This window comes from Microcoleus sp. D2_18a_D3, from assembly GCF_036702455.1.
Taxonomy (GTDB): Bacteria; Cyanobacteriota; Cyanobacteriia; order Cyanobacteriales; family Microcoleaceae; genus Microcoleus.
Genome location: NZ_JAUBTK010000074.1, coordinates 12,374 through 39,098, shown reverse-complemented (window position 1 = coordinate 39,098; position 26,725 = coordinate 12,374). Strand labels below are relative to the sequence as shown.

Here is a 26,725-nt window from a genome sequence, read left to right as displayed (position 1 = left end):
AAACAACTCCCGTAGCAATGGTTGCTCCTTCTATCAATGGCTAAGTTTTAGTCTGAGATTACAAAAAGCGCTCCTAGTAATAGGGGCGCTTTTTGTTTGGGGAAAATCTAATTTAACACTACTAATGCTTTGCAAAAGTTGGCTTACAGTTTACCTAAATAAATTTTTATCTGACCCTTTATGGACAACGACAAAAATTATTGAGATAGTTATAGAGTTCGCGAAATAAGGGACATTTTTTCTGGACTTCATTTGGATCGATTTCACTCAATAGCAAAGGTGTATGTGCTCCTTTAGAAAAGCGTGTTTTATCGCGATCGACCTCATATTGAACACTTGACTCAATTAAAGCTTCTGATAGTTTTTCTCGACAGCAATCTCTTTGAGGATCATATTCACTAAATGATTCGGGATTCTCAAAAGAAACTTTCTTTTCTGTACTCAGCCACCAACACATACGTTTATGTCTGGCTCTAAAATCTGAATGTTTAGCTATTGAATTATTCCAATCAGCAATAATCCAAGCTTCGATTTCCGGCGCTGCAAACCCAACAAATTTTTCGATGTCAGCACATTCGGGTATTTTTGATAACTCTGCCAATATTTTTGATTTTTGTGTCTGAGAATCGCGGCAATCCAAATCGTCAAAAACTAAAATCAAGTCGCATTTATTTGCTTCCGCTTTTAAGGCGATAGGCAATTCTTGCTTGATTTGTTCGATTAAACTTTTACCTGTTCTGCCGTAACTACTTGCCTTATTAGCTTTAGGGCCAGGTTTTTGACGAACTGGTGTTTTTCGTTCAAATCTACAGCCCGGAAAAGTTTTTTCTAAAAAAGGAAAGAATCCTCTAACCTCAGCCTCACCGCCACCAGAAAAAACCCACACTACCACGGCCATCCTCCAATACTTGGATCGCCAACACGGTATAAGTCGCCCAATTGCCATCCCTCTTCAAGTTTTGGCTCCAGCAGTTCTTTTGAAAGAGATTTGACTGAGAAATACGTTCTGTTTTCGGGATAAAAACAAAGAACATTCTCTAAACGATCGGTAAAGTGATCTAAAAGATCGGGACTATGCGTGGTAATAATTATCTGAGTTCTGGTGGCAGTTTTTTTAATCCACTCAGCTAAAATTGGCATCCACGAGACGTGCAATCCTAATTCAGGTTCATCAATGACTATCAAAGAAGGAAGGAGTGGAGAATGTAATATAGTTGCCCAACAAAGCATCCTGACAGTTCCATCCGACATTTCATTTAGGTAAAATGCTTCATCATCAATACCTTCAAAATACCATTCTACAGTGAGAGATAGGCGGCCAGAAGGTAAAGCTCTAAGGCGACGAGTTTTTGGCAGGATGGACTTCATTGCCTCGTTAATGCTATCTTCAAAATTGATAGATTTTTGGTTTAAATTGTACAATACTAAAGGCAGATTATCTCCCGAAGCAGATAGGTAAATATCACTTCCACCTATTTTAGGTTCTGCGGTTCTAATTGAATTCAAATTCATGTTATTGGCATTATAAAATTGCCATTTTGAAATAAATTCAATTAATTCTCTTCTGATTTTGTAAATAGGTGTCTTTTCGGGTGGTAATTGACTATTTTCAAGCAGTGTCGGAATTGTCAACAAACCCAAAGAATTTGTAGGAATGTTATCTAAAGGTTGAAACTGAGTTGACTCTTGACCTGCAGACTTGTAAACAGATAAAACTCCTTGCCCTAATTCTCTGTTATGCAATTTATAGTAATAGAAAGGTGGCTGGCGGGAAGTTTCCTGCAAATCTTCTCCGCCATATAGATATTCTTCAGAGATGCTCGCCCTTACTTTTTGTCGATCGGTATAAAGTTTGAAATCCAGGATTGCGCTGTCTTTTTGAAGATTACCAGTTTGGTTAATTTGCGAAAAACAGCAAGCTATACTGACCTTTGCTGGACTTTCAACATTGACATCTAAAATTCTACCACCACCAATTTTAGAAACAGCATCCTCAAAACTACTCACGTCCCGATTTGCGTCGGGAATAGCTATTAGGCAATCTTTTAAAAATTTTAAACAACTGATAAAATTGCTTTTGCCTGAACCGTTTGAGCCGATAAATATATTAAGGTTGTTTAAATTTACAGATGGATCTAAGTGTAGATTTTTATAATTATTGGTTGTCAAAAATCGAAGAATTGGTTGATTCATACGCTCGCTCCGGTTATACTTCAGAAAGTTAGGGCAGGCAAGATGCCTACCCTACAAAGGTAAAAAATATTTTTTTACCTTTTAACTCTCGACTTTCAAATTGCCCGTTACTGAACAAACTTCTTGAATGCCAGTGTCACGTTGTGGCCGCCAAATCCAAAAGAATTCGACAGCGCCACATCAACTTTTAGATCGCGGCTTGTATGAGGAACATAGTCCAAATCACACTCAGGATCGGGATTTTCCAGATTAATTGTCGGCGCGATTTTGTCATTGGCGATCGACATTACCGTCGCCACCGCCTCAATTCCCCCAGAACCGCCCAAAAGATGACCGGTCATTGACTTGGTAGAACTAATTGCTACTTTGTAAGCGTGGTCTCCCAAAGTCTGCTTAATCGCTTTTGTTTCAGTAGAATCGTTGGGAAGCGTGCTCGTGCCGTGAGCGTTGATATAGCTCACTTGATCCGGCGTCAAACCCCCATCCTTGAGCGCTAAAGCCATCGCGCGCGACGCACCGTTCCCCCCCGGTACCGGAGAAGTCATGTGATACGCATCGCAAGTTAAACCGTAGCCGACGATTTCTGCGTAAATCTTCGCGCCACGCGCCAGAGCGTGTTCCATTTCTTCTAAAATCAGAATGCCAGCACCTTCGCCGACGACAAAACCATCACGATCGCGATCGAACGGACGAGAAGCATGAGTCGGGTCATCGTTGCGAGTCGAAAGCGCTCTCGCCGCAGCAAAACCCGCCACGCACAAAGGTGTCACCGCAGCTTCCGTACCGCCGCAAATCATTGCTTGGGCGTAACCCCCCTGAACTAAGCGAAACGCATCGCCCACGGCATTTGACCCGGCAGCGCAGGCCGTCACCGTGCAAGAGTTGGGCCCTTTAGCGCCCGTGTGAATCGCCGTCAGGCCTGCGGCCATATTCGCAATCATCATGGGAATCATAAACGGGCTGCATCGATCGGGGCCGCGATTCAGATAGATCTCTTGCTGGTCTTCCAAAACCTTCAGGCCGCCAATGCCAGTGCCAAGAATGACACCCACCTGTTCTGCGTTCAGGTCGTTAATCTCAAATTTCGCATCAGCAAGAGCTTGCTTGCTCGCTGACACCCCAAATTGAGCAAAGCGATCCATCCGCTTTGCTTCCTTGCGCTCTAAATAGTCGTGTGGGTCGTAACCCTTCACCTCTGCGGCAAAGCGGCAGTCGTGCCGCGACGGGTCGAATAAGGTGATCGGGCCTATACCATTCTTCCCGGCAAGCAACCCGTCCCAATATTCAGACAAGGTATTGCCGATCGGTGTAATCGCGCCGAGACCCGTAATAACAACGCGCTTACGCTCTAAATTTGTCATGATTTCAGTTTCAAAAAATTAAACACCCAGAACGCAGAACAAAAGAGGAGTTTCCAGTTTTTAACTTCTCTCCTCTTAGGGGAAAAGACAGGTATTTTATGCTTTTGGAGCTGCAAGTTGGCTGCTGATGAAATCTACAGAAGCTTGAACCGTAGTAATTCCTTCGGCTGCTTCGTCGGGAATTTCAATATCAAACTCTTCTTCCAAGGCCATGACCAGCTCTACTGTATCTAAGGAATCTGCTCCTAAATCGTTAGCAAAGTTGGCTTCGGGCTTGACTTCGCTTGGATCGACTTCCAATTGATCAGCCACAATTTTCTTGACTCTAGCAAAAATGTCGTCTTGGCTCATAACATCGTGTCCTCATTGGTTGCTGCGTATCTAATCTTATCCGAAAGGGGGAGCGGCAAGAGAAAGGCTGGCCGCTTTTCAAAGTGACCCTCTGTGTAGCGGGTGGGCCGTGGGCATTGGTGTCTACTTAAGGACTTTTGTGGACCACAGTGGCTCGTACATAGGAAAACAACAAGTATGCTGAAATGCCTTTTTGAGTTTCGATAACGTTTGACATGAGCAGCAGGCAAAAGGCTACGCCTTTTGACTGTCCGCTCGATGGAAGGGCTAGAGCGCTCTTCGTGGAGCATTGCCTATGGCTCCTCCTGCGCCTTGCAGGAGGAACTAACCCTCACGAAGATTGGGCTCTGCCCCTTATGGAATCCGATGCAAACCTCCCACTCGGAACCGCATTCGCCCCACATGGGAATGACCGCCAGATCACCGCGGCCACCCCACTTTGCCTCGTAGTTATCTCCGCCGTCTTTCAAGTACGGCGGTTTAACATGGTTGTAGTTGCCACCGCACACAGGGCAAAGCAAATTTCTTGCTCCATTACGCCAGCCCGCGTCTTCATTTTCAATCGAAGGCAGGATGTCTTGATTTGGTCTTGGATCTGACTTCATGGCATCTCCCGATCTTGCGTTGCATGGTATTCTATCGCTATGGGTCAAAGTTTCGCACGCGGGGAGGTGCGGCTATGATTGTGCACTCGGATCAAACGGAGTGGCCTGAATTGGCCGGGCGAGGCGCTCGGATGGAATTGTGACGATGAGACAGCGGTTTGGCGCGCCTGAAGACATTGCCAAAGCAGTCTTAGTTCTGCTCACTTCAGACTCTGCTTACATTTTGGGCGTTGTAATTGCGGTTGATGGTGGTATCAGCCAACTTTAATCTAACTGACTATTTCTAAACCTTGCCTGAATGTTTGTATCATAACTGATGGCGTATACCTCCGTTCCGAGTGCAAGCGCTTGTTAGGTGTACGCCAATGTAGCCAATGTTTTTGAACCCTTTGTAGTCAATAAATTGTCTAAAACTGGGTAAGGATAGAAGAGGGGAAACGAAGCAGGAAGCCTCCCGACCTCCACCGCCCTCCTTTCTTGTCCCTTGCCTTGTCTCCCCAGCAGAAACAATTATGCCATCCCAAACTCTCAGATATGCTTATTTTCCCGGTTGCGTTGCCCAAGGGGCCGCCCGCGAACTTTACCTGTCTACCCAAGCGCTGACTCAAGCGTTGGGGATTGAACTGGTGGAGCTCAAGAAAGCTTCCTGCTGCGGTTCTGGCACTTTCAAGGAAGATTCGCAGTTACTCGAAGATACTGTCAACGCTCGCAATATTGCTTTGGCTGAGGAACTGAATCTGCCTTTGCTGACGCATTGCAGCACTTGTCAAGGGGTAATCGGTCATGTGGACGATCGCCTCAAGGAATCTCAGAAAACCGATCCCAACTACATAGAAAAAGTCAACGGTTTACTGGACAAACAAGGCTGTTCGCCTTACCAAGGCAGTACCGAGGTGAAACATCTGTTGTGGGCGATCGTTGCAGATTACGGGCTCGACGAGGTGCAGAAGCGAGTCACCCGCAAGCTTTCGGGTTTGAAGTGCGCGTCTTTTTACGGGTGCTACCTGCTGCGAGCTCAGGATAAGCTGCTTTACGATGACCCGCACCAACCGGAATCGATGGAAAATGTATTTCGGGCGATCGGGGCAACTCCGGTTTATTATCGAGGGCGGACGCAGTGCTGCGGCTGGCCGTTGGCGAGTTATGCCACTAACCAATCTTTTCAGATGGCAGGCAAACATATTCAAGATGCTCTTGACAATGGCGCTGATTGTATGGTAACGCCTTGCCCCCTTTGTCATTTAAATTTGGATTCGCGGCAGCCGGAGGTGGAAAAAGTAATCGGGCGCAAGTTGGGTTTGCCGGTGCTGCATTTGTCGCAGTTGGTGGCTTTGGCTTTGGGTGTGGAGCCAAAAAAACTAGGACTCGATCGCCATATTGTTTCAACTAAGCCCGTGTTAGAAAAATTAGGCTTTTAGTCGATCGATTTGCACCGATTTGTAGTAAAGAAGTTCGTCCTTGATAACTCCGCTCTAAGGACGGACGTGCTTAGTAGGAACCTACTTTGATAAGAGTCCCAGCGTGAATAACTGTGAAGTTTTGTCGCTTTTTCGCGAAGTGCTTCCAGGCACTGCGGTAGACTAACCTTTAATTCTCTGTGCAGGCTATAGCGGTGTCACCTCGCCGTCAAATCTGTTAATTCGCAGAGCAAGCAAATTTTTAGTGACTCGTTGGGAGCCTTTATTCAATGTCTCATTCAGTCAAAATTTACGATACTTGCATCGGCTGCACTCAATGCGTCCGCGCTTGTCCGACTGACGTTTTGGAGATGGTGCCCTGGGATGGCTGCAAAGCAGCTCAGATTGCCTCATCTCCCCGCACCGAAGACTGTGTAGGCTGCAAGCGTTGCGAAACTGCTTGCCCCACCGATTTTCTGAGCATCCGGGTTTACCTGGGAGCAGAAACCACTCGCAGTATGGGTCTAGCCTACTAAATATCGATCGACACGCCGATCGAATTAGGGGCACAAGAGAGGGGGCGATTACATTGCCCCTTCTTTTTTTGTCGCGGAATCGGCATTCTGGGGCCGGAAGAAGGTAAAAATGATAAAACTTGAGTTTTATTGCGATCGCTAAGCAGGAGTAGTACGTTAAATGTGCGGAATCGTTGGCTATATCGGCACGCAAGCAGCAAGCGAGATTTTGCTAGCAGGATTGGAGAAACTAGAATACCGGGGCTACGATTCAGCGGGCCTCGCTACCATCTCGGAAGGAGAAATTACCTGCATCCGAGCCAAGGGCAAATTGCACAACCTCCGGGAAAAGCTAGCAGAGATAGACTCTCCGGCTCCCATCGGCATCGGACACACCCGCTGGGCAACTCACGGCAAACCAGAGGAATATAACGCTCACCCTCACTTGGATAATAGCGGGCGAATTGCGGTAGTTCAAAATGGAATTGTCGAAAATTATCGCGAGTTGCGGAAAGAATTGAAAGCAAAGGGACATAAATTTGTCTCGGATACGGATACAGAAGTTATTCCTCATTTAATAGCTGAATTTTTGAAAGAAGCAAGAAGGGAGAACGAAGAAGGAAAAGATAAAAAAACCGAGAAAATAGCTGATTTATCGTTTTTGGAAACTGTTTTAAAGGCGGTAAATAAATTAGAAGGAGCTTTTGCGATCGCCGTTATCTGTGCAGATTTTCCCGAGGAAATAATTGTCGCAAGACAGCAAGCTCCTTTGGTAATTGGCTTTGGTGCAGGCGAATTTTTCTGCGCTTCCGACACGCCAGCCTTAGTATCTAACACCCGCACTGTTTTGTCCTTGGAAAATGGCGAATTGGCAAGGCTAACTCCGATGGGAGTCGAAGTTTACAGCTTTGCAGGAGAAAGGCTGAAAAAAAGCCCCCGCATCCTTGGTTGGAGTCCGGTTTTAGTCGAAAAACAAGGCTTCAAACACTTCATGCACAAGGAGATTTACGAACAGCCGGCCGTAGTCAGAGCGTGTTTGGAGGCTTATTTAGACAGCGAGTGGCAGCCCGGAAATCCGCGCTCTCCCATCAATCTCAACTTGCCCAAGGAACTTTGCGTTGATGTCGAGCAAATTTCAATTCTCGCCTGCGGAACGAGCTGGCACGCCTCGCTAATTGGCAAATATTTGTTGGAACAATTAGCTAATATTCCCACTGCGGTGCAGTACGCTTCTGAATACCGCTACGCGCCCGCACCGCTGACAGCAAATACTTTAACTATTGGGGTAACACAGTCGGGAGAAACGGCGGATACGCTGGCTGCTTTGGGGATGGAACAGCAGCGCCGCGCGGGTTTTACCGATAAATTTCGGGCGAGAATGCTAGGCATTACTAACAGGACTGAAAGTTCGATCGCCCACATGATGCCGCAGGTAATTAACACCCACGCTGGTATAGAAATCGGCGTTGCTGCGACTAAAACTTTTGTCACTCAGTTGATGGCATTCTATTTCTTAGCTTTGGATTTGGCGCACCAGCGGCAAACAATCAGCACTGAGAGATTGGCAGAAATTATTACTGGTTTGCGCCAGTTGCCGGCAGAAATTGAGAAGTTTTTGGAGATTCAAGAACAGTATGTGGAGGAATTGTCCCACCAGTTTACCGACACCCAAGATTTTATCTTTTTGGGGCGGGGAATTAACTTTCCGATTGCTTTGGAAGGGGCGCTGAAACTGAAGGAAATTAGCTACATTCACGCCGAAGGATATCCGGCGGGAGAGATGAAACACGGCCCGATCGCCCTTTTGGATGCGAAAGTGCCTGTAGTGGCGATCGCCATGCCCGGAAGTGTCTACGAAAAAGTGCTTTCCAACGCTCAAGAAGCGAAGGCCCGCGACGCCCGTTTAATTGGCGTTACGCCCAAGCAAGGTGTGGCGGAAGCCGATATTTTTGACCACATTTTGCCGGTGCCTTTGGTGGATGAATTATTGTCACCAATTGTGACAGTGATTCCGCTGCAATTGTTGGCTTATCACATTGCGGCGCGTCGGGGTTTGGATGTGGATCAGCCACGAAATTTGGCGAAGTCGGTGACGGTAGAATAAAGGAAGTCATTAGTCATTAGTCAGTAGTCATTAGTCATTAGTCAGTAGTCATTAGTCATTAGTGGGTTGTTGGTTGTTGGTTGTTCGTTCTAATAACCAATAACCGATGCCCGATGCCCGATGCCCGATGCCCGATGCCCGATGCCCGATGCGCGATGCCCGATGCCCAATGCGCGATGCCCGATGCCCGATGCCCGATGCCCAATGCCCTATTCCCTCTGGCTGACTCCGCAAATTGCTGCTAACAGCAACCAGCTTGTAGTATTGAGTCGAAAATCAAACAGCGTCACATCTACAGTGTTAAATAGCGTACAGGCGGCGAAGGCTAATAAATAACTGAAAAAAATTAGACGATCGGCCGCTCTTACATCTTGACCCACGACCTGATTTGTGATATTAGATATTGAGTTTTGATTGAACACTAAAGCATTTTCGGCTTTTTCCAGTGTTGCTATTTTCTCGTGTTTAATATCCCCAGGGAAAAGCGGCCAATTCGCCAGCAGCAAAACACTCCTAGCCAAAACCCAGCCCACTAAACCAAACAACAAAAGCGTTGCGGGTATTCCCGTTTCCGCAGTCAACATCAGTATCAAACTGTGAGGATGACCAAGCCATTCTTGCATCTGAACTTGATAGAGAGGCGTAAAATTTCGCAATCCCCAACCAGTCCAAGGACGCTGCTGAGTCATCGACCAAGCAAATTCCCACTGAGTAGTTCTCAAAGTAGCTGTCGGCCGATTTGGGAACATCTCGTCGGTGAGTCTAGCCCAAAAGAAAGCCGGAACAATTCTTCGTAAAGATTGCCGTAAAGGTTCGGGGCCAAAGGCAGACAAAAAAACTGTGCTAGCCACACTCAAAACCGCAGCTAATAATTTTTTATAACCCACATAAAATGCAAAAGCCAAAACTGTCAAAACTGCCAGTCCCCAAGCATTGCGAGAATTAGTAAAAATCAAAGCAACACCATTTCCGATCGCTGCAAAACTTAAAAATAGGCATTGGGCATTGGGCATGGGGCATTGGGCATTGGGCATTGGTAAGTGGTGACGACTGACAACTGCCAACTGACAACTGCCAACTGACAACTGACAATTGACTTCTTCCATCCACAGTCCCATTGCTAAAATAAAAGCAATTGTCAGATAGCAAGCTAAAATATTTGCGTACATAAATACAGAAGCCATGCGGCCGGGGGGATTGCCTTTGGGTTCGAGTACCCAGCCAAAAACAGGCTGCAATTGATCGATGCCGCTCCAGCCTAAAAATTGCTGTCCCAGACCTAAAATAATCACTGGAATTGAACTAATTACAATTATCCAAGACAATTGCCGCAATTGAGGCAAAGTTTGAATTAAACTGCTGAAAGCGGCAAACAATATAAAGAACGGCAAGAAATTGTACAACCCTACAAAAGCCTCAATGCGGTTGTGGGCAAAAACCGCTGTGATGACTAGCAGGGCGCTCAGAATTGCGAATCCTCGATTCAGCGGGCGGCGACTAATTTGACGGAACTTTTGCTTGCAAGTGCCGGCCAATCCCAGGAATAAACCTAAAGCTCCCAAAATCGGAATTAAGGGAAAAATCAGCATCCCCACTTGAGCGAAATTCCAAGGGATTTGCAGGCGGGGATCTGGATGTTTTTGGAGGCGAGACTTGAGATTTTCGGCTGTCAGTTTGGCAGCTAATTTCAACCGATTTTTGATATTCACCCACACTCCCAATCTCCAATCTAAAATCTACAATTTACCATCGTTAAGCTAGTTCCCAAACGCATTCCGATCGCGTCAGGCGTATTTGAGCTAAGGCAAAAATGGTCGGGATAATGCGGCCGTAGTTCGTGGAAATCGATCGCCAACCCAAATCTGCTAAAAACCAAGTCCACATCACCGGGCCGACCAACGAAAATACGCTCCGCGTTGCACCGTAACGAGCCGCACTCACCGCCATACCGCGCCGCGCCGTCTGAATTGCGACATAATTTTGAAACTGGGTTGCTGCGGTTGCAGTACCTGCAAGCACTCCTTGTTTTGCCATTTGATAGGTGGCAAAATGCAGCGCAAATTGATTAGCCATCAATTTAAGCAACATTGGTTTTAAGATGGAACTCACAGCTAAAGCGCTGCCACCTTTGAACAGCAAACCCAGCGGGTCTTTTTCTGCCGAAATTGGCAGGGGTTCTGACAGTTTAGAATCAACGATCGCTCGCTGTACGCGCAGTGTCAGCGCTTGCTGTTCATCGGCCGGTAAACGCTTCCACGCGCGACCCATTAAGTGCAGAAATACTTCTGCCTCTAAGTCGGTGGTTGACAACTGTTTGGGATAAGGGATTTTGAGATAGCGACAAACTTGAATTAGTGCTTGTCTGTAAGTTACTTGTTGGGTTCGCCCTCTGAGTACCGTCAACCCGTCGGCTGCAAGATAGCGAAACCGCTGCTCTACGGCGTCGAGCCATGCTTGGCGATCGCGACTTTGTACATCTATCGGTGCGGGGGTTTGTACGTAATCTAAAGGGTTAAACTTGCGGCTGAACAGAAGTTCTGTTAGTTGCTGCAATTCTTCTTCTGTTGTCAATTCGAGTGCTGCTCTGAGTTCGTCCAAAATTTTGCCCTCCCGTATACGATTTTAGATTTTAGATTTTAGATTTTAGATTGCTGCTGGTTGACAACCAGTGGGATTTAGGATTTACCTACAGTGGCATTTTTTATCGGGTCTTAATCATGGATTCGTGCTGTCCCTTATTCTACTACCTGGCGCAGGACGATCGACAGGCTTTGCACAGAATATCCGAGTGCTAGAAGCCATAACCTCAGCAGCTACATTGATCGGCGGACGCGCATCTAAATTTTACAGTCAAGTTTGGTGTCCCGCCGAGCCTAAAAATACAATTTAGATGCCCAACAGCCAACCCGGAACCCCTCGGTACGCTTGCAACCCCGCAGCTTGAGGAGTCAAACCGTCGCCCTGAACCCCCACTATTTTATTGGCTATAAACAAAGGAAAAATAATTTACTGTACTTCTGTTCAAAAAGGTCAGTTAATCCTATAATGAGTTTGGTTTTTTTATAAAAAGGTAAAAGATGTCTTCTTCTGTCGCACCGTCTTTTTTGCAGGGATATTGGCAAGATACTTTCAATCTCAAGCAGCATCTACAGGAGTTTTTAAACTTAGATTTAGAAACAATTGAACAAGAGCTAGCCGTCGGTCAACAATCCCTAAAAGAAATAGGTCATCGGGATTTTGATTGGGAAAAAGCTAGTGAGTTTTATCGCGATCGAGTCGGACAAGCTTACCTATTTGATCTGGGAGCTTGGCATATGTCGAATCAGGATTACATAGGAGGCACTTTAACATTAATATCAGATATGGCTGCCGGTCGAGTTTTAGATTTTGGCGGCGGTATTGGCACTCATGCTATTGCGGCAGCTCTTTGTCCTCAAGTAGAACAAGTAGTCTATTGCGATCTTAACCCCATAAATTGCAATTTTGTTCAAAGCCGAGCTGCTAAGTTAGGATTGAGTGAAAAAATTTCGTGTAGTCTGGAAGTATCTCCGACCGAAGTTTTCGATACGATTATTTGTTTAGATGTGATGGAACATTTAGTCAAGCCCAGTCAGCAATTGATGGAGTTTCACCAAATGCTGGCTCCGTCAGGGAAGATGATCCTTAACTGGTATTTCTTTAAAGGTTTTAATCAAGAATTTCCTTTTCATTTAGAAGACCAGCAAGAAATGAACACATTTTTTACTAAACTTCAGTCTAATTTTATCGAGGTTTTTCACCCTCATTTAATCACCGCTCGTTGCTATCGCAAATTAACTGCAAGTTAAGAAATTAGCTTAAGGCTTATTTCCTAGAAAAAGTCCGGTAAGTAATGTATCTGAAAGTCCAATTATGTTCGATGTTGCGGTGATTGGTGCGGGTATGGCGGGGCTGAGTTGCGCTCAACGGTTGCGTCAAGCTGGTTATTCTGTGGCGGTTGTTGAGAAATCTCGCGGCGCGGGGGGACGTGTTGCTACCCGCCGCGTACAGGGTACTAGGGCCGATCACGGCGCGCGGTATCTGGAACCGCAGGGGGATGGGGTGCAGGGGTTAATTGAGGCTTTGGTCGATCGCCACATCCTGAAACTCTGGACGGATAGTGTGGGAGAATTCCGACAAGGAGAAATGTTCTCTATTCCTAGTTCTTGCTATGTCGCACCTGCTGGTATGAATGCTGTCGGTAAGTATCTGGCGGAGGGGGTAGAAATTTGGTTTGGCCGCCGCGTACAAGCTATTTCTACTACAGATAACCAAATGTGGCATCTTTCCCTAGAAGTCACTGACAGCAATTTAGAGATACCTCAAGAATTGATTGCTAAGGCTGTGGTTGTGGCAATTCCTGCACCTCAAGCTTTAATGTTTTTGGATGCGGAAATCGGTTTGAAATCGGATTTTCTTGACAAATTGCGTTCTGTGGAGTACCAGCCTTGCATTACGGTTATGGCTGGCTATCCTGCGACAAAACAGCAAGATTTAAGTAATCTAAATCCGCAGTGGAAATCTGTTTCTTTTCCCGATAATCCTGATTTAGCTTGGATTGGTTTGGACAGCAGCAAGCGGCTCGATCCGCAGCAGCCGGTGTTTGTGGTTCACAGCAGCGCACTTTTTGCAGAACGCTATTTAGAAGCTGCTGATTTGGAAACTGTCGGTCAGGAATTGCTCGATCGCACTTCTGAATATTTAATCCCTTGGCTGAAACAGCCGGAATGGTTGCAGGTTCACCGCTGGCGCTATGCTTTTTGTCGAAATCCTTTGCCTGTTTCTTGTTTGGCGGCGGAGGGGACTTTGCCGCTGGTTTGTGCGGGGGATTTGTGCGGGGAAGGTCAAATAGAGGGTGCTTTGCGATCGGGTTTGGCGGCGGCTAATTGGGTGAATTCTCAGTTGCCAAATTTGCCGTTAGATTCCAGCCTAAATTGGTAATATGGCTACAATTAAGGTATCAATACATTCATGTAGCTACTCCTGAATTCCATGAATACAGTTTTCCCAACCTGCCAGAGTAAAAAGCAAACTGTTGATGACAATAATCTTCAGCTTTTAGTTCATGAGTACATCGACAGATGGGGAAATTCTTATGAGATGGAAGATCGGTGGTGGGGTGACAAAACATTAACTTGGGATCAAGCTATTGAAAGAGCTTGGATATCTCGCCTGTGGCATGGAAAGATGCACGGTCATCAATGCCGGGTTGCTAATAAGTTATCTGAGGGTTTAGAGGTTGCATTGGCTGATGAGATGCAACTGGAAGACTTCCAGGATTTCCCTAGTTTATATGATTGGGTTAAGTCTGTTGTTGGACGTGTTAAAGGTTTAGGAGCAACGACAGCCTATGATGTTGCGCGACGTTTGGGTGCGCGGTTGGAACTAAAACCAGTTGTGCTTTATTTACATTCAGGAACCGCCGCTGGAGCCAGAAAGTTTGGTGTTGAGGGAGAAATTGCCCCGCTTAGTGCATTTCCCAAAGAGATTCAAGCTTTAGGGGCTACCCATGCAGAAAACTTCTTGTGTATCTACAAAGACCAAATCCCTGGGTAGGCAATGGTCAGCCCGATCGCCCTTTATCCCAATCGCTGCACCTCTTCCACCGACAGAGAAAGCGCCTGGGCAACTTGTTCGACAGTCAAACCCATTGCCAGTAGTTGGGGGATAGCATCTCGTTGTGTTTGCTCCACGCGATCGGCCCGTTGACGCTCAGCTTCAGCCCGCTGGCGCTCAGCTTCAGCCCGCTGGCGTTCCTGTTCGGTGTGGAGGCGTTCTAGTCGAGCTTGCTCGCTCCCCGTCAGCAACAAATTCCCCTGGTTATCCCACCAGCGCAACCAACGCTGTGTCTGATTTTGATAGCTGCCTTCCCATACGCCTAACTCTACTCCCATGCGCTCGATCGGGTAATGTCCGCGATCGTTGGGTTCCAATCGACAATAACGGGCGTTTACACAGTTGTAGACTTCCAGTTGGCTGGTTTTGATTGTATAGATGGCGTAGTAGGGAATGCGGATAATCTGTTCGTATACCCAAAACTTCCCTGGTTTCTGATTAGTACCTTCTGGCAAACGAGATAAAGGCGTGTTGTCTCGTTCTTCGGAACCATCCCCACTCGCCAATTCGATCGCAATTATTGGCACCATATACTCGCGCCAAATCACGTAAGAGCGGCGAATTTCGCCGTCTAACAAAGGCGGAACGTTGGGGACGTAGAACCAGTCAGGGGCTTCGGCTCCGCGTTCTGGTGGGTCGGTTTCGCGCCAGTAGATGCCACAATCTTGCCCGATCGCATATTGTCCGTCGGGGTGAAGCGTTTGCAGTGTGCTTTCTAGGGAGTCGGTTAGCAGAATACTCTGGGGATGTTCTTGAAAGTTTTTCACAAACGTGCCGTCGGATTCGGGGAGTTGAGTGTGATCTGGGAAGGCGGGGGGCAACCCTGTCGCACTGAGACTTTGGGTCATGGCTGGTACGCGATCGACTGGCGATCGAACTGATGCTCTGTTATAGCCTAGCGATTTTCGATTGATTTGTGTAGTTGAAGAAGGAAGAAGGAAGAGGGAAAAGGGAAGAAGGAAGAAGGAAGAGGGAAGAAGGAAGAAGGAAGAAGGAAGAAGGAAGAAGGAAGAGGGAAGAAGGAAGAGGGAAGAAGGAAGAGGGAAGAAGGAAGAAGGAAGAAGGAAGAAGGAAGAAGGAAGAGGGAAGAAGGAAGAGGGAAGAAGGAAGAAGGAAGAAGGAAGAAGGAAGAGGGAAGAGGGAAGAAGGAAGAGGGAAGAGGGAAAAGGGAAGAAGGAAGAAGGAAGAAGGAAATGGAATTAAAGCAATGGTTTCAGGAGTTAAGAACGTCGCCGGGAATCGGGCGAGGTTGCTACTTCTTCCTTCTTCGTTCGGCTAGAGTTATGAAAAATTCATCTAACGACATACAAAAAAATGGAAAAATGGTGTAATATCCCACTTTCCCAAATAGTTATTTTTGTGCTGTTTCCTGTTGCTGTAAGTCTTGTTCTTGCATCTGCAATAACTCGGGAACTGTTACGAAACTGTACCCTTCATTTCTCAATCGAGCAATAATATCAGGTAAAGCTTTTACTGTTCTCGCTCGATTGCCGCCGCCGTCGTGCATCAGCACAATGCCCCCGGATTTTGCCTGCCTCATCACGTTGTCTATCAAAGATTCCGTAAGGGTTCGCCAATCAAAAGAATCAGCAGACCACATCACAACTGCATAATTTTTCTTTTGAGCGTAAGCTGCCAATCCATTGTTTAAAATGCCTCCTGGCGGGCGGAACATCGATGTTTGGATGCCGGTCAACTCCTCAATTAAGGATGAAGTGCGATCGATCTCGCGAGCGGCACCGTCTTCGTTATACTGCCGGTATTCATGGTTCCAAGTGTGATTGCCGATCGCGTGACCCGCTGCTGCCACCTGTTTGCCAATTTCGGGAGAATTGTGCAGGTATCTTCCTACCCAGAAGAATGTAGCCTTAATATTATTTTCCTTGAGAATATCTAGGATTTGTGTAGTTGTTTTCGGCCAGGGGCCGTCGTCAAATGTCAGGGCGATCGCCTTGTGCTGGGAGTCGAGTTTCGCGTGACTCATGGTTGTACCTTGAAACTGATCCGGTACGGCTGATTGAAATCGGATTGCCTGCACTTGGGCTAGAGCATTTTGGGAAAATTCAACTCGACGGGCGATCGCCTCGGAGAACTTATTAATATTGGACATCGGCTGTTGTTCTTGCGACTGGGATACGGCCAAGACTTGCGCCTGAATCGGTTCCAAGGGCTGATTGGCCCGCAAGTTAATCGGCCATGTCACACCCAGCAAAAAACTTCCTGTTGCTGCCATAAAAGCAAGTATTAAAGTTTTTCGCCGCCTCCACAGCAGTTTCAATTTTGTCACGTCATTCTCTCCTTCACACCTTGTACAGTTAATTTGAGATTTTATGTTGATATCAAGTTAATCCACTTAAGAGGATAATCTTAAATTGGACTGCCCGTAAAAATGCTACTGGAAATAACCGATCGTGGGGAAGTCCGTCAGGATAAAAAAATTTAAGGTTTGTGCGCCCGAAATCCCCTAACCCATGAAAACGCGGGATGGTTGAACTTTTTCCCCAGCCAGGGGGACGGCACTCAAATCGGATTAATGGCACGATATTCTCAGCGACTCAGCCGGCATCGGCCCGCGTCCCTACCTGACACTGCAAGTTGGTTTAACGTGAGATGTTGCACGATTGTCAATAAGCTTTTTAGGAACAGGCATCTTGCCTGTTCCACAAGAAAATCTACTCTTTGTGGAACAGGCCGAAAAGCCTGTTAAGCGAGAATAGTGCAAGATGTGAGTTTAACCTGAGATGTTGCACTATTGTCAATAAGCTTTTTAGGAACAGGCTTTTCGGCCTGTTCCACAAGAAAATTCACTCTTTGTGGAACAGGCCGGAAAGCCTGTTAAGCGAGAATGGTGCAAGATGTGAGTTTAACCGGATTTGAGATGAGGGCGATCGCCCGCCCGCCACTCCTAAAATTAATTTTTAGGGCCGATTCTCTCTTTGTACAAGCCGACAATCCGATCGATAACTTCAGCAACAGTCAGATTGTCTGTTTGAATTTCCACAGCATCGGCCGCTTTACGCAAAGGTGCAACCTCGCGGGTGCTGTCCTTTTCGTCCCGCAGGGCGATGTCTTGTTCCAATTGGGCCAAGCTAATATTAGCCCGATCGGTATCTTTAAGTTCTAACAGCCGCCGGCGCGATCGCTCTAGTACCGAAGCCGTCAAAAAAATCTTAAGTTCCGCATCGGGAAACACGTTAGTGCCGATATCGCGGCCTTCTGCTATAATTCCGCCTTTGGTGCCGCAGCGCCGCTGTTCCTCCACCAGAAACTGCCGCACGGCGGGAAGTGCCGCCATTTCCGAGACGCGGGATGTCACTTCTAAACTGCGAATTGCCTCGGTTACGTCTTCGCCGTTAATCTTCAACATCTTTGATGCGGGATCGAGGTTGTATTCCAAATAACTGGAACTGATTAATTCGGCCATCGCACATTCGTCGGAAATCGGCGTGTCTGTTTTCAATGCTAGCCAAGTCAGCGCCCGATACATCGCGCCGGTATCCAGATAAAACAAGTTCAAAGCTGTTGCTGCAAGGCGAGTGACGGTAGATTTTCCTGCTCCCGCCGGGCCGTCGATCGCCACAATGGGCCGGCGATTCCTGAGAATTATATTGTCAATCAAACGAGTAGAGCCAACTCTGGCGGCCACGGCTAAAAGTCCCGCTGTTTCCACAACCTGCAACGGCGTCAAAGTGTCGGGCTCGACGATTTCGGCGTATTCGAGCTTGACTGCGGGTTCTTCTGCGACTGCTGCGTGGGCGGAAGCGAGTGCGGCGGCTGCGGTGCGATCCCCTGAAGCAAAAGTTTTCGAGGCTTGTTGCAGCGCGCGGTAGAGTACGGAGGCTTGCTGTTTTTGCTCTGCTGTTAAATACTGATTGCGAGAACTCATTGCCAGTCCCGACTCTTCGCGGACGATCGGACAAGCGACAATCTCTACAGGCAAGTTAAAATCCAAGACCAGCTTCCGAATAATTGCTAGCTGCTGGGCGTCTTTTTGACCGAAATAAGCTTTTGTCGGCTGCACCAAACTCAAAAGTTTAGTAACTATTGCCGCGACGCCCTGAAAATGACCGGGCCTTGCTTTACCGCACAAAACCGATGTCATCGCCGGTGGCGGCACTACTTGAGTTAAGGATGAAAGGTGAATCTCTATCTGTTTGTGGGCGGTTTGCTCTGTTTCTGCGCCGACTGCTTGATGGCCGAACATTTCCGTTGCTGAGGGAGCAAATATGGCATCAACGCCAGCTTGTTCGCACAACAGCCGGTCTTGCTCGATATTCCGAGGATAATCTTGAAAATCTTCTGTCGGCCCAAATTGCAGCGGGTTGACAAAAATGCTGACCAGGGCGATCGCATTTTCTTGCCTTGCCCGCTGGATCAAGCTCAGATGCCCTGCGTGCAAAGCTCCCATCGTCGGCACCAAACCGACTGTCAAATGAGGTGCAGCAGACTTTTGTAAATTTAAGTAGCAGCGAAGTGCTGCAATGGTAGTAAACAGGCGCACCGGTAGAATCTCCTGAAGGCATTCGGCAGAATGCAGAGTTTATTTGTTGTCAGAATTTGTTCGACTTGACATCTTGCACCATCTTCAAGAACAGGCTTTCCGGCCTGTTCCACAAAGAATGGTGCAAGATGTCAGTTTTATCTCACATCTTGCACCATTCTCAATTAGTTGTTTAGGAACAGGCAAGATGCCTGTTCCACAAGAAAACTCATTCTTTGTGGAACGGGCATCTTGCCCGTTCTTGACAATGGTGCAAGATGTCAGTTTTATTCTACTTTCTGCTTTCTACACTTCGGATAACTTTTGTATTCTGCCTGAGAGTAGCCTTCAGCGTCCAACAGTTGTTTGCTGCTGCGGTTCGATCACTTCGATTTCCACTCTGGCAACGCCACTGCTGATCATTCCTAGCACGCTGGCGGCGCCGGCGGACAAGTCAATGAGCCGATCGCCCACATAGGGGCCGCGGTCATTAATGCGGACGACTACGGTGCGGCCGTTGTCGAGATTTCTCACCATGACTCTCGTTCCAAAAGGCAAATTTGGGTGGGCTGCGGTCATATCATTTTGGTTGAAACGCTCGCCGCTGGCGCTGAGGTTGCCGTTAAATCCTGGGCCGTACCAGGAAGCCCAGCCGCTGAGGCGCACTTGAACTGGGCCCATAGACAGCACGGAGCGTTCTGGTTGGGGTTTGCCTGCGACTTCTTCCAGGGGTGGGGCGTTGCCTAGGAGGCGGCGGAGGCGATTGGTTGCTTGCAGGGCGTCTCGGCTAAAGTTGCTGGTGGTGTCGGGGAGGATGGTTTCGGCGTTGATGTTTACCAACTCCTCGCCGTTTGCCTGGATAATGTAGCGATCGCCTTTTTCCCACTTCACGGTAATGCTGTTGGGATCGATGTTGTTGCGGGCTAGCTGATTGAGTCTTGCTGCTAAGCTTGATGCCCGCCAAATTGGATCGGGTTCTTGGTTGCTAGAGTTGCTGGCAAGGTTTCCGACTTTGGGATTTTCTCTTGCGCCCGCTACTTTTGACGGACTGCTACCACGGGCTTCGCTGTTGCCAGTTTCTCCCAAAGGCGTGTTTGTTTCCGGACTGGCGTTGAGAAATGTGATGACTGGAATGTTTCGCACGTAGACTGTCGCTGCTTGTCGCCCGCCTAAGTTGTGGGGCTGAATTTTGGCGATCGAGTCTCGGGCAATTTCAGCTCTTGCTTGATACTGATACTGTCCGACTTTTTGCGCTTCGACCCGAGTAGCGTTTAACTGCCGGGACGGTTGGGTGGCAATTACTTGCTTGGAAACCTGAGAGTTTTGGTTGTCGGCACCTGTTGCTTGTGCGTGACAAGAGGATGCCGTTCCTACCACAGGAACTAACAGGACAGCGAGTAGACCACCAACAAATTTTTCCTTCATACGTCCATTTTTGTGAATAGCCATTGCCAACCGAGATTGGAGGATTGGCCATTTGGCGGCGGGCGTCAAGGATTTCTCTCTTGCCCTTCGCCATTCCCCCGTGAGTCAAACCAAAGTATCCGGGTGCGTTTTTGCTTTAATGCTTCCGTCCCAAAAAAATTTGGCGGAAACTTCCCTGACACTTGACAACTCGTACTCGATCCGCAATTTGTGTTTTGTTCACGAACTGCAACAGACTACCACAAACTTTTGCGGTTGGGGATCGCTGCGATCGCGATTTTCACCAAATCTTCATAAAATCTTCTCAAAACCCTCTATCATAAAACCCTTTAGTTCCAGTGCTTACAGCCGTTTCAGTCTTTACGGAAAAATTTACAAAAATTTACAAAAATTTAGTGTATTTTGTGGGCTGCCGAATGGCTAGTCTTAAAAAAGCTGTTTGTCAACTGTTATGGGAATAAACTAAAAATTAGAAGAAATCGATTTGGCGGACTTATGGATTATCGAGAAGCAGGTGTGGATGTTGAGGCGGGCAGAGCTTTTGTCTCGCGCATCGGGAGTATGGTCAAGAGCACGCACCGATCGGGAGTTTTGGGCGGATTCGGCGGGTTTAGCGGGTTTTTCAGCGTCCCGGAGGGTTTAAAAGAACCGATTATGGTTTCCGGTACTGACGGCGTTGGGACTAAGTTGAAATTGGCCCACAATCTCGATCGGCACGACACGGTAGGTATCGACTTGGTGGCGATGTGCGTCAACGACGTGCTGACATCCGGGGCCGAACCCCTCTTTTTTCTCGATTATTTAGCGACGGGAAAGTTAAATCCCGAACAATTAGCTGCGGTGGTGGCCGGCATTGCTGACGGTTGCAAGCAAGCGGGCTGTGCTTTGCTCGGAGGGGAAACGGCAGAAATGCCCGGTTTTTACCAAGCGGGTGAGTACGATTTGGCGGGGTTTTGTGTGGGAATTGTCGAAAAGAGCAAATTGTTGGACGGTTCGCGGGTGCAGGTGGGAGATGTGGCCGTGGGCCTGGCAAGTTCGGGCGTGCACAGCAACGGTTTTAGTTTGGTGAGAAAAATTGCGGGCGATTCCCTACGGGATAGCTTCGCTTCACGGGGTTTTGACTGGCATTCCCAACCCGAAAAGTTAGGTGGCAAAACTTTAGGAGAAGTGTTGCTAACTCCGACTAAAATTTATGTGAAACCAGTCCTCGAAGCAATTAAGAGCGGTCTAGAAATTCACGGCATGGCTCACATTACGGGCGGCGGTTTGCCGGAAAATTTGCCCCGCTGTTTGGGAGCAAATCAATCTGTGAAAATTGACAGCAATAGCTGGCCAAATTTGCCAATTTTCCAGTGGATTGCTGAAGCGGGCCAAGTTGCCACAGCAGATATGTTCAACACTTTTAATATGGGGATTGGCTTTGTGCTCTTGCTCGATTCCAGGGAAGTAGAACAGGCTGTTAAATGGTTTGAATCTCAGGAAATTGGTGCTTGGGCGATCGGGGAAGTGATTGAGGGGAAGGGAGAATTGATCATGGATAATGGTTAATTGGTAATTAGTAGGAAGCAATCGCAGGGGCTGAAGATTACTTCGCTTTGTTTTAAGCTGTTACGCATTTAAATTGGAAAATCGGGACAGGCTAGAAGCCCGTCCCACAAGAGTTTTATTAATTTTTGACACACAGTTTAAATGTAGAACAGCTTAGGCGTTAATAGACAATCTCAATCTGCATTTATCTGCGGTTAAGTTTATACTTTTGAAAGTAACCGCAGACGACGCACAGGAGATAGAGGAAGAAAGAGAAAAAGGAATTCACAACAGATGACTCGTTGCTACAATTTTAAATGAAATTGAAATAAGCTATTGTGCCTTTAAATACGGTAGAAATTCAAATTATTTCCGTGAATTAGTGTAAAATTTTTCGCGGAACGTTTAAATTAATTGGAGAGCTATACAATTTATTACATCGACTCTGAAATGAAGGATGGTTAATTGTTGAAGTGAGAAAATATCAAAAACCAAGGTAATGTTTGTATCACAGTTTAAATAAAAAACAGCTTATTAGGCTTGTACGTGACTCAAAATTTCCAAAAACTCCTGCACAACTAGATCCGGTTGTTCGCTGCATCGGGTAGTATCGTAATGTTTGACAAGACAGATGCCAGAATCTCTGAAAAGCCTATCGCACATTTCATCTTCTGTGGCGTCTTGATCCGATGATTCACGGTCAATTTTCAGCATCCCTAACTTGTTTTGGTGAATTATCAGAAAGTCAGCTTCTAGATTCTGTCTACCTTCCGGTGTTGCGAGTCGGAGTTGGGAGTTGGGGATGAAGAGAGTGGAAGTGCGATCGAGCGTTTCGGCAATTTTCACTTGTGCGTCGGAGTGAAAGCAAAAACCGTTCCAGTCAATTGTGTTTTCCGAGTAGGGCTGAATTTCCTGGTTTTGTTCATCTTCGCTCGCTCTATTTTCCTGATTTGATTCAGTGCTCGCATCGGGTATTATTGGTTTGTGTGAGTCCGTTTGGTACAAATCCGCTTTCACTAAGTTTGCAAATAGTCCGGCTCCACTTAGGTTAGCTCCACTGAGATTTGCACCGCTGAGGTTAACTTCGATCGTCAGATTTCGCTGTAGATTCACTTGACTCCGCCGTAAATATCGCTTTAAGACTGATTTGAGATTATCTTTTTTAACTTTTTCTTCGAGTGCTGTTGAAAGTAGTTTCCATAGTTTAGCACCAGCATCTTTGATATAATCATATTCATATTCAGTGCTGGCTGCAATTTCTTTATAAGACTGTCCTTCCCAGGATTGACGAAACACTATCTCTTGAATTTTGTTTAGGCGATCGTAGTTGAGGGCTGTTTCTGCGATCTCTATGGCTTCGTCAACAGTCATGTGTCAAAGTCTCCTGACAGATATAATTTATCCCTAATACCAGATTCTAGCATAACAGTGCAACCACTTGGTCTCTAGACTTTGTTATTACTTTTCTACTACTTTTCTACTACTTTTATATTACTTCTTTGCTTCTTAAGACAGATGTAGATTTGATAATATGGAATGTAATCAACAGAAATAGTATTGCTTGAGTCTCATAAAGACCCCAGCATAGGTAAAATTTTGTCGCTCATTAATTGAGGAACAGGAAGCTTCATGTTCAGTAAAAATTTGCTAACATTCAGTTTAATTACCTTATCTTACATTGGTAGTGTAGGAGTATTGTCTACTTTAACTACGGGGTGTGACTTAATTAAACAAGATAAGTCACTTTCTACAAAAAAAGCCGAAAAAATAGTTAATAAATGGAAAGCTTCCAGAAGTGGAACAATTGAGATAGCAGGAGTTCGGGAAAATCCAGATAATACTGCTGTAGCTACATTACAGGTATCAAATTTAATTGTCAAAACAAACATGCTTGGTAAAATAAGTGAGCAAAACTTTTCGGGGCCGGGGGAAGCGACATTCTCGCGCTATACCGATGGAAGTTGGGCGTTAACAGGATTGGTTTTTGGCAATAATTTATTTGATAGCTTCTTCGTTAAGGATCTGAATATAAAAGATGATTAGGTGGAAATAGGCAAAAAATAACGCTACTAGCTTGATGTCGTTCTCACCAACATCAGGCTAGTTATTAGAAAGCAATGTGACTGAAAAACAATTCTTAGTAGAAGAGGAAATTATTAATGTCATCTGGTGGTAGCGGTGGTAGTGGTGGCGGTGGGCTAAATTGGAAAGAGGTTGTCGCTATTCTAGGGGTAATTACTGGTATTTTAGTATTTATTTTTGGAGATAAATTTCTGTGTAATTTGAAAGGCGTAAACGTTGGCTTTTTGAGATGTGATAATCCATCAGAGCGTAAAGCTGCGACTGAAACCCCAGCGTTACCCCCCAAATTTCCCCCTTCATCTGAGCCTGTTAAACAAGATCCTATTCCTTTTTCATCACCGACATCCACTCCTTCTCCAGCGCCGGAGACTCCAGCGCCAGTTTCGCCATCGCCATCTCCAGTAAAACTATCTGCTGACGAAAAGCCTTGCACAGCAGAGCAAAATGGCAGTACCGTAAACCTTGGTTCTTTGGAGCGTTCTTGTTCCTTCGCTGGTAATGTTAGCTCTAATAATTTAGAGAATCGTTACCGTTTTAAGATAGATAACCCCAGTAATATCAGCCTATTTTTAGATGACGTGAATAGCGAAGTAGAAATGTTTCTCTATTCAGATAGAGATGGTACTGGATCAATTCAATATCAACTTGAAAATACATCTGCTATTAAGTCAAGAACAGGAGTAATTGAACAAGAATTGGGTGTGGGAAGCTACATTCTTGTTGTAAAATTGAAAGCTAGAGATACTCCATATTCACTGCAAATAATTAACAATACAACTCAAATAGAAAATGTTGGTTACTTAGAGGACAAAACCCTTACTAAAAACGGGAGTTTTAATTTAAAACACCGACAGAAATTTTACAGTTTTCAACTGGCCAATCCTTCTAGCATTAGTCTGTCTTTAGGTGGCGTTAATAGCGAAGTAGAAATGGTTTTGTACTCAGATAGAAAGGGAACAGGAGTAATTCAATATCAACTTGAAAATACATCTGCTTTTAACTCAAAGCCAGGAATAATTAAAACCACTTTAAGAGTAGGTAATTACATTGTTCTTGTACGGTCAAAACTTAGAGACACCGATTACACTCTTACTATGTCTGCTCCTTAGTTAATTCTTGAATTTCTCTTGACTCGGCAGTTTATGCTCTAGCTACCACAAAGTAATTACTATGACTAATCCTAAAAAACAATCCAATCTCATATCTTGGAAATGGACATTAATTGGTGCTGGATCAACAGTATTATTAGCGATAGATGGATTGGGATTCTCGAATTTAATCAATCCTAAAATTTTTTCAACTTCTGTAGCTACTGCTATTCCTCAAAACTCTGTTGCTAAAAAACTGATAGGTCAATGGCAAGGGCAAATTTCCGGCCAGTCTTTAACATTGATTTTTACCCCTGAAGGGAAGTTGTTTATATTGAATTCACCTACTTCAGCTTTAGAAATGGAGTACAAGATTAATGTAAATCCTCAACCGAAACATCTGGATATATTAGTAGGAGGTCAAATTACTTCAAGGACAATTTTTGATTTCACGACAGATGGTCAATTGCGCTTACAATTAGGTAATACTATAGATAACCAACCCAGACCCTATTCTTTTAGTGACAATGCCAGCCTGTTGAAAAAAATCTCGGCTCGAACGACATTGCCTGCAAATGTTACAGTCATGAATGTTCAAGCTCAAGTAAACAAGGCTAAACAGTCAGAAGCGAAACAATATATTTCTTCAATGAACAAAGGACAACAAGCTTTTTATGCTGAGAATTCCAGGTTCGCAGCTAGGATAGAAAAATTACCTGTAATAGGTATCAAGTCAGAAACAGAAAATTATTCATATAGTATTGTTTTAAGTAATGATAATCGTTGGGTTCAAGCAATTGCTTTAGCCAAGACAGAGGGATTAAATAACTATACAGGTATAGTAGTTTCAGGTAAGACAGCTAGTGGTCAATCTACTACCGAACACATACTTTGTGAAAGTAATCAACCTTCAATAAAGCTTCCAGAAAAACCAACAGCTACCAACCTTTCAAATATAAAATGTCCTCCTGGTTATTCAGAAGTGTCGCGGTGAAACTTTCCTCAAAATTATCAGATTTCATCTGTTCTCCCAGTCTCGCGTTGCGCGGAGGAGAGTTTGTGTAGACGCGATTTTCAATCGCCCCGAAATTGGTGGTTTTAATATCACCCTCACTCCTCAGACTCAGACTCAAAATCCACGCGATCGTAAATATCTCCCAACCGCATCTCAAACTCCACACAACTCAATCTCAACACCGCATCAGCACCATCATACTCAGACAAAACCCACTTATTATCATCCGTCTTAACAAACTGTTCAACGTGCATCTCGTATTGATCTATCAAAACATACTCTCGAAAAGTAGGAATCGTGCGAAAAAGTTTAAACTTGCCACCTCTGTCATAATCCGCCGTCGATTCCGATAAAACCTCAGCCACCATCACCGCATTAGTAATCGTATCTTTCCTACCCTCAGCAAACTCCAACTTCCCCGCAACCAACATCACATCAGGATAAGTATAAACCCGCTTCGACGGTATCCACAAACGCAAATCGTTTATAAATACTCGGTACGGTTGTCCTTTGGTAGCAAAATTTAATGTCCCATAAAAATTGCCAGCTATTTGATTGTGATTCGGTGTTCCGCCTGTCATAGGAATTATCTTGCCATCCTGATATTCACTTCTAAATTTTGCCCCCTCTTCCAGGATTAAATACTCTTCAGGAGAGTAATAAATCTGTACTTTTTCCTCAACTTTGTCTTCAACTACTTCTTCGCGAATTTCTGTTGATGTTGTCATAGTACATCCTCGAACGATCGTACTTACAATGATATAGCATATGACCTATGTATGTAGTACCTATAATCTGATGGCAAGTAAGGTGCGTCGCCATCTATAATCTGCAAGTTATATCGAAAATCTCGCAGCGACGCACCCTACGAATTAACTACTCCGACCAAAGAAACCGGGTTTTTTTTGAATCTGCGTCCTACAACGAAGCATTTCGTAAAAAACCCGG

At 45.7% G+C, this 26,725-nt stretch carries 24 protein-coding genes; 12 read left to right on the top strand and 12 right to left on the bottom strand.

The window, feature by feature from the left end:
- Positions 1-178: 178 nt before the first annotated feature.
- The 4 genes from QUB06_RS26435 to acpP form a co-directional block, all read right to left on the bottom strand.
- The gene (locus QUB06_RS26435; protein ID WP_333437804.1) at positions 179-898 is read right to left on the bottom strand and encodes a DUF4276 family protein; all 720 of its coding nucleotides are present in this window, start codon (positions 896-898) and stop codon (positions 179-181) included.
- Entirely contained in the window at positions 886-2,193 is a 1,308-nt protein-coding gene (locus tag QUB06_RS26430; RefSeq protein ID WP_333437803.1) for an AAA family ATPase, read from the bottom strand. The genes QUB06_RS26435 and QUB06_RS26430 overlap by 13 nt, the downstream gene beginning before the upstream one ends.
- A 107-nt stretch (positions 2,194-2,300) precedes the next feature.
- On the bottom strand, positions 2,301-3,554 hold the full coding sequence (gene fabF / locus QUB06_RS26425; RefSeq protein ID WP_333389415.1) for a beta-ketoacyl-ACP synthase II: 1,254 nt from the start codon (positions 3,552-3,554) through the stop codon (positions 2,301-2,303).
- A gap of 96 nt (positions 3,555-3,650) precedes the next feature.
- A complete protein-coding gene (gene acpP, locus QUB06_RS26420) occupies positions 3,651-3,905 on the bottom strand; it encodes an acyl carrier protein (protein WP_333104466.1) in 255 nt (84 codons plus the stop codon).
- 750 nt (positions 3,906-4,655) lie between these two features.
- Here acpP and QUB06_RS26415 point away from each other — a divergent pair.
- From QUB06_RS26415 to glmS, 4 genes are all read left to right on the top strand, one after another.
- Positions 4,656-4,778, top strand: a complete 123-nt coding sequence (locus tag QUB06_RS26415) for an SDR family oxidoreductase (protein ID WP_333437805.1) — start codon at positions 4,656-4,658, stop codon at positions 4,776-4,778.
- Between the two features lie 244 nt (positions 4,779-5,022).
- The gene (locus QUB06_RS26410; RefSeq protein WP_333437802.1) at positions 5,023-5,928 is read left to right on the top strand and encodes a CoB--CoM heterodisulfide reductase iron-sulfur subunit B family protein; all 906 of its coding nucleotides are present in this window, start codon (positions 5,023-5,025) and stop codon (positions 5,926-5,928) included.
- A 269-nt stretch (positions 5,929-6,197) separates the two neighbouring features.
- Entirely contained in the window at positions 6,198-6,443 is a 246-nt protein-coding gene (gene psaC, locus QUB06_RS26405) for a photosystem I iron-sulfur center protein PsaC (RefSeq protein WP_015175986.1), read from the top strand.
- A gap of 160 nt (positions 6,444-6,603) precedes the next feature.
- Positions 6,604-8,526, top strand: a complete 1,923-nt coding sequence (glmS, locus tag QUB06_RS26400) for a glutamine--fructose-6-phosphate transaminase (isomerizing) (protein ID WP_333437801.1) — start codon at positions 6,604-6,606, stop codon at positions 8,524-8,526.
- A 209-nt stretch (positions 8,527-8,735) separates the two neighbouring features.
- Here the strand turns inward: glmS and QUB06_RS26395 are convergent, their stop codons facing one another.
- Entirely contained in the window at positions 8,736-10,235 is a 1,500-nt protein-coding gene (locus QUB06_RS26395; protein WP_333437800.1) for an O-antigen ligase family protein, read from the bottom strand.
- Between the two features lie 43 nt (positions 10,236-10,278).
- Positions 10,279-11,124 (bottom strand): YaaW family protein, encoded by an 846-nt coding sequence (locus QUB06_RS26390; RefSeq protein WP_333186262.1) that lies wholly within the window; start codon positions 11,122-11,124, stop codon positions 10,279-10,281.
- 479 nt (positions 11,125-11,603) lie between these two features.
- Between QUB06_RS26390 and QUB06_RS26385 the strand changes: the two genes are divergently transcribed.
- The 3 genes from QUB06_RS26385 (at position 11,604) to QUB06_RS26375 (ending at position 14,100) form a co-directional block, all read left to right on the top strand.
- Entirely contained in the window at positions 11,604-12,353 is a 750-nt protein-coding gene (locus QUB06_RS26385; protein WP_333437799.1) for a methyltransferase domain-containing protein, read from the top strand.
- Between the two features lie 64 nt (positions 12,354-12,417).
- Entirely contained in the window at positions 12,418-13,485 is a 1,068-nt protein-coding gene (locus tag QUB06_RS26380; protein ID WP_333437798.1) for an FAD-dependent oxidoreductase, read from the top strand.
- A gap of 51 nt (positions 13,486-13,536) precedes the next feature.
- Positions 13,537-14,100, top strand: coding sequence for a hypothetical protein (locus tag QUB06_RS26375; RefSeq protein WP_333437797.1), 564 nt, complete (start codon positions 13,537-13,539; stop codon positions 14,098-14,100).
- A gap of 23 nt (positions 14,101-14,123) precedes the next feature.
- Here the strand turns inward: QUB06_RS26375 and QUB06_RS26370 are convergent, their stop codons facing one another.
- On the bottom strand, positions 14,124-15,008 hold the full coding sequence (locus QUB06_RS26370) for a Uma2 family endonuclease (RefSeq protein ID WP_333198837.1): 885 nt from the start codon (positions 15,006-15,008) through the stop codon (positions 14,124-14,126).
- A 61-nt stretch (positions 15,009-15,069) separates the two neighbouring features.
- Here QUB06_RS26370 and QUB06_RS26365 point away from each other — a divergent pair, with 61 nt between their 5' ends.
- Positions 15,070-15,363 (top strand): hypothetical protein, encoded by a 294-nt coding sequence (locus QUB06_RS26365; protein ID WP_333437796.1) that lies wholly within the window; start codon positions 15,070-15,072, stop codon positions 15,361-15,363.
- Positions 15,364-15,511: 148 nt separating this feature from the next.
- Here the strand turns inward: QUB06_RS26365 and QUB06_RS26360 are convergent, their stop codons facing one another.
- The 3 genes from QUB06_RS26360 to QUB06_RS26350 all read right to left on the bottom strand — a co-directional run bounded on the left by QUB06_RS26360 (position 15,512) and on the right by QUB06_RS26350 (position 20,065).
- Complete coding sequence (locus QUB06_RS26360) at positions 15,512-16,447, bottom strand: polysaccharide deacetylase family protein (RefSeq protein ID WP_333437795.1); 936 nt, start codon at positions 16,445-16,447, stop codon at positions 15,512-15,514.
- A gap of 624 nt (positions 16,448-17,071) precedes the next feature.
- The gene (locus tag QUB06_RS26355) at positions 17,072-18,661 is read right to left on the bottom strand and encodes a bifunctional pantoate--beta-alanine ligase/(d)CMP kinase (protein WP_333437794.1); all 1,590 of its coding nucleotides are present in this window, start codon (positions 18,659-18,661) and stop codon (positions 17,072-17,074) included.
- A 327-nt stretch (positions 18,662-18,988) separates the two neighbouring features.
- Positions 18,989-20,065, bottom strand: a complete 1,077-nt coding sequence (locus QUB06_RS26350) for a septal ring lytic transglycosylase RlpA family protein (protein WP_333437793.1) — start codon at positions 20,063-20,065, stop codon at positions 18,989-18,991.
- A 495-nt stretch (positions 20,066-20,560) separates the two neighbouring features.
- Here QUB06_RS26350 and purM point away from each other — a divergent pair, with 495 nt between their 5' ends.
- Complete coding sequence (purM, locus tag QUB06_RS26345; protein WP_333437792.1) at positions 20,561-21,613, top strand: phosphoribosylformylglycinamidine cyclo-ligase; 1,053 nt, start codon at positions 20,561-20,563, stop codon at positions 21,611-21,613.
- 513 nt (positions 21,614-22,126) lie between these two features.
- Here purM and QUB06_RS26340 read toward each other — a convergent pair.
- Entirely contained in the window at positions 22,127-22,963 is an 837-nt protein-coding gene (locus QUB06_RS26340; RefSeq protein ID WP_333437791.1) for a pentapeptide repeat-containing protein, read from the bottom strand.
- Between the two features lie 258 nt (positions 22,964-23,221).
- Here QUB06_RS26340 and QUB06_RS26335 point away from each other — a divergent pair, with 258 nt between their 5' ends.
- The 3 genes from QUB06_RS26335 to QUB06_RS26325 all read left to right on the top strand — a co-directional run bounded on the left by QUB06_RS26335 (position 23,222) and on the right by QUB06_RS26325 (position 25,756).
- Entirely contained in the window at positions 23,222-23,635 is a 414-nt protein-coding gene (locus QUB06_RS26335) for a hypothetical protein (protein WP_333437790.1), read from the top strand.
- A 116-nt stretch (positions 23,636-23,751) separates the two neighbouring features.
- Positions 23,752-24,783 (top strand): hypothetical protein, encoded by a 1,032-nt coding sequence (locus tag QUB06_RS26330; protein WP_333437789.1) that lies wholly within the window; start codon positions 23,752-23,754, stop codon positions 24,781-24,783.
- Positions 24,784-24,844: 61 nt separating this feature from the next.
- The gene (locus QUB06_RS26325; RefSeq protein ID WP_333437788.1) at positions 24,845-25,756 is read left to right on the top strand and encodes a type IV pilin-like G/H family protein; all 912 of its coding nucleotides are present in this window, start codon (positions 24,845-24,847) and stop codon (positions 25,754-25,756) included.
- A 116-nt stretch (positions 25,757-25,872) separates the two neighbouring features.
- Here QUB06_RS26325 and QUB06_RS26320 read toward each other — a convergent pair whose 3' ends face one another.
- On the bottom strand, positions 25,873-26,505 hold the full coding sequence (locus QUB06_RS26320; RefSeq protein ID WP_333437787.1) for a Uma2 family endonuclease: 633 nt from the start codon (positions 26,503-26,505) through the stop codon (positions 25,873-25,875).
- Positions 26,506-26,725 lie beyond the last annotated feature (220 nt).

Excerpts from the sequence above, each read along its gene's own strand:
- QUB06_RS26385 (WP_333437799.1), top strand. The coding sequence starts at position 11,604 with ATGTCTTCTTCTGTCGCACCGTCTTTTTTGCAGGGATATTGGCAAGAT.
- QUB06_RS26375 (WP_333437797.1), top strand. The coding sequence starts at position 13,537 with ATGAATACAGTTTTCCCAACCTGCCAGAGTAAAAAGCAAACTGTTGAT.
- QUB06_RS26430 (WP_333437803.1), bottom strand. The coding sequence starts at position 2,193 with ATGAATCAACCAATTCTTCGATTTTTGACAACCAATAATTATAAAAAT.
- QUB06_RS26380 (WP_333437798.1), top strand. The coding sequence starts at position 12,418 with ATGTTCGATGTTGCGGTGATTGGTGCGGGTATGGCGGGGCTGAGTTGC.
- QUB06_RS26325 (WP_333437788.1), top strand. The coding sequence starts at position 24,845 with ATGACTAATCCTAAAAAACAATCCAATCTCATATCTTGGAAATGGACA.
- purM (WP_333437792.1), top strand. The coding sequence starts at position 20,561 with ATGGATTATCGAGAAGCAGGTGTGGATGTTGAGGCGGGCAGAGCTTTT.
- glmS (WP_333437801.1), top strand. The coding sequence starts at position 6,604 with ATGTGCGGAATCGTTGGCTATATCGGCACGCAAGCAGCAAGCGAGATT.
- acpP (WP_333104466.1), bottom strand. The coding sequence starts at position 3,905 with ATGAGCCAAGACGACATTTTTGCTAGAGTCAAGAAAATTGTGGCTGAT.
- QUB06_RS26370 (WP_333198837.1), bottom strand. The coding sequence starts at position 15,008 with ATGACCCAAAGTCTCAGTGCGACAGGGTTGCCCCCCGCCTTCCCAGAT.
- QUB06_RS26335 (WP_333437790.1), top strand. The coding sequence starts at position 23,222 with ATGTTCAGTAAAAATTTGCTAACATTCAGTTTAATTACCTTATCTTAC.
- QUB06_RS26340 (WP_333437791.1), bottom strand. The coding sequence starts at position 22,963 with ATGACTGTTGACGAAGCCATAGAGATCGCAGAAACAGCCCTCAACTAC.
- QUB06_RS26415 (WP_333437805.1), top strand. The coding sequence starts at position 4,656 with ATGAGACAGCGGTTTGGCGCGCCTGAAGACATTGCCAAAGCAGTCTTA.
- fabF (WP_333389415.1), bottom strand. The coding sequence starts at position 3,554 with ATGACAAATTTAGAGCGTAAGCGCGTTGTTATTACGGGTCTCGGCGCG.
- QUB06_RS26435 (WP_333437804.1), bottom strand. The coding sequence starts at position 898 with ATGGCCGTGGTAGTGTGGGTTTTTTCTGGTGGCGGTGAGGCTGAGGTT.
- QUB06_RS26320 (WP_333437787.1), bottom strand. The coding sequence starts at position 26,505 with ATGACAACATCAACAGAAATTCGCGAAGAAGTAGTTGAAGACAAAGTT.
- QUB06_RS26330 (WP_333437789.1), top strand. The coding sequence starts at position 23,752 with ATGTCATCTGGTGGTAGCGGTGGTAGTGGTGGCGGTGGGCTAAATTGG.
- psaC (WP_015175986.1), top strand. The coding sequence starts at position 6,198 with ATGTCTCATTCAGTCAAAATTTACGATACTTGCATCGGCTGCACTCAA.
- QUB06_RS26410 (WP_333437802.1), top strand. The coding sequence starts at position 5,023 with ATGCCATCCCAAACTCTCAGATATGCTTATTTTCCCGGTTGCGTTGCC.
- QUB06_RS26350 (WP_333437793.1), bottom strand. The coding sequence starts at position 20,065 with ATGAAGGAAAAATTTGTTGGTGGTCTACTCGCTGTCCTGTTAGTTCCT.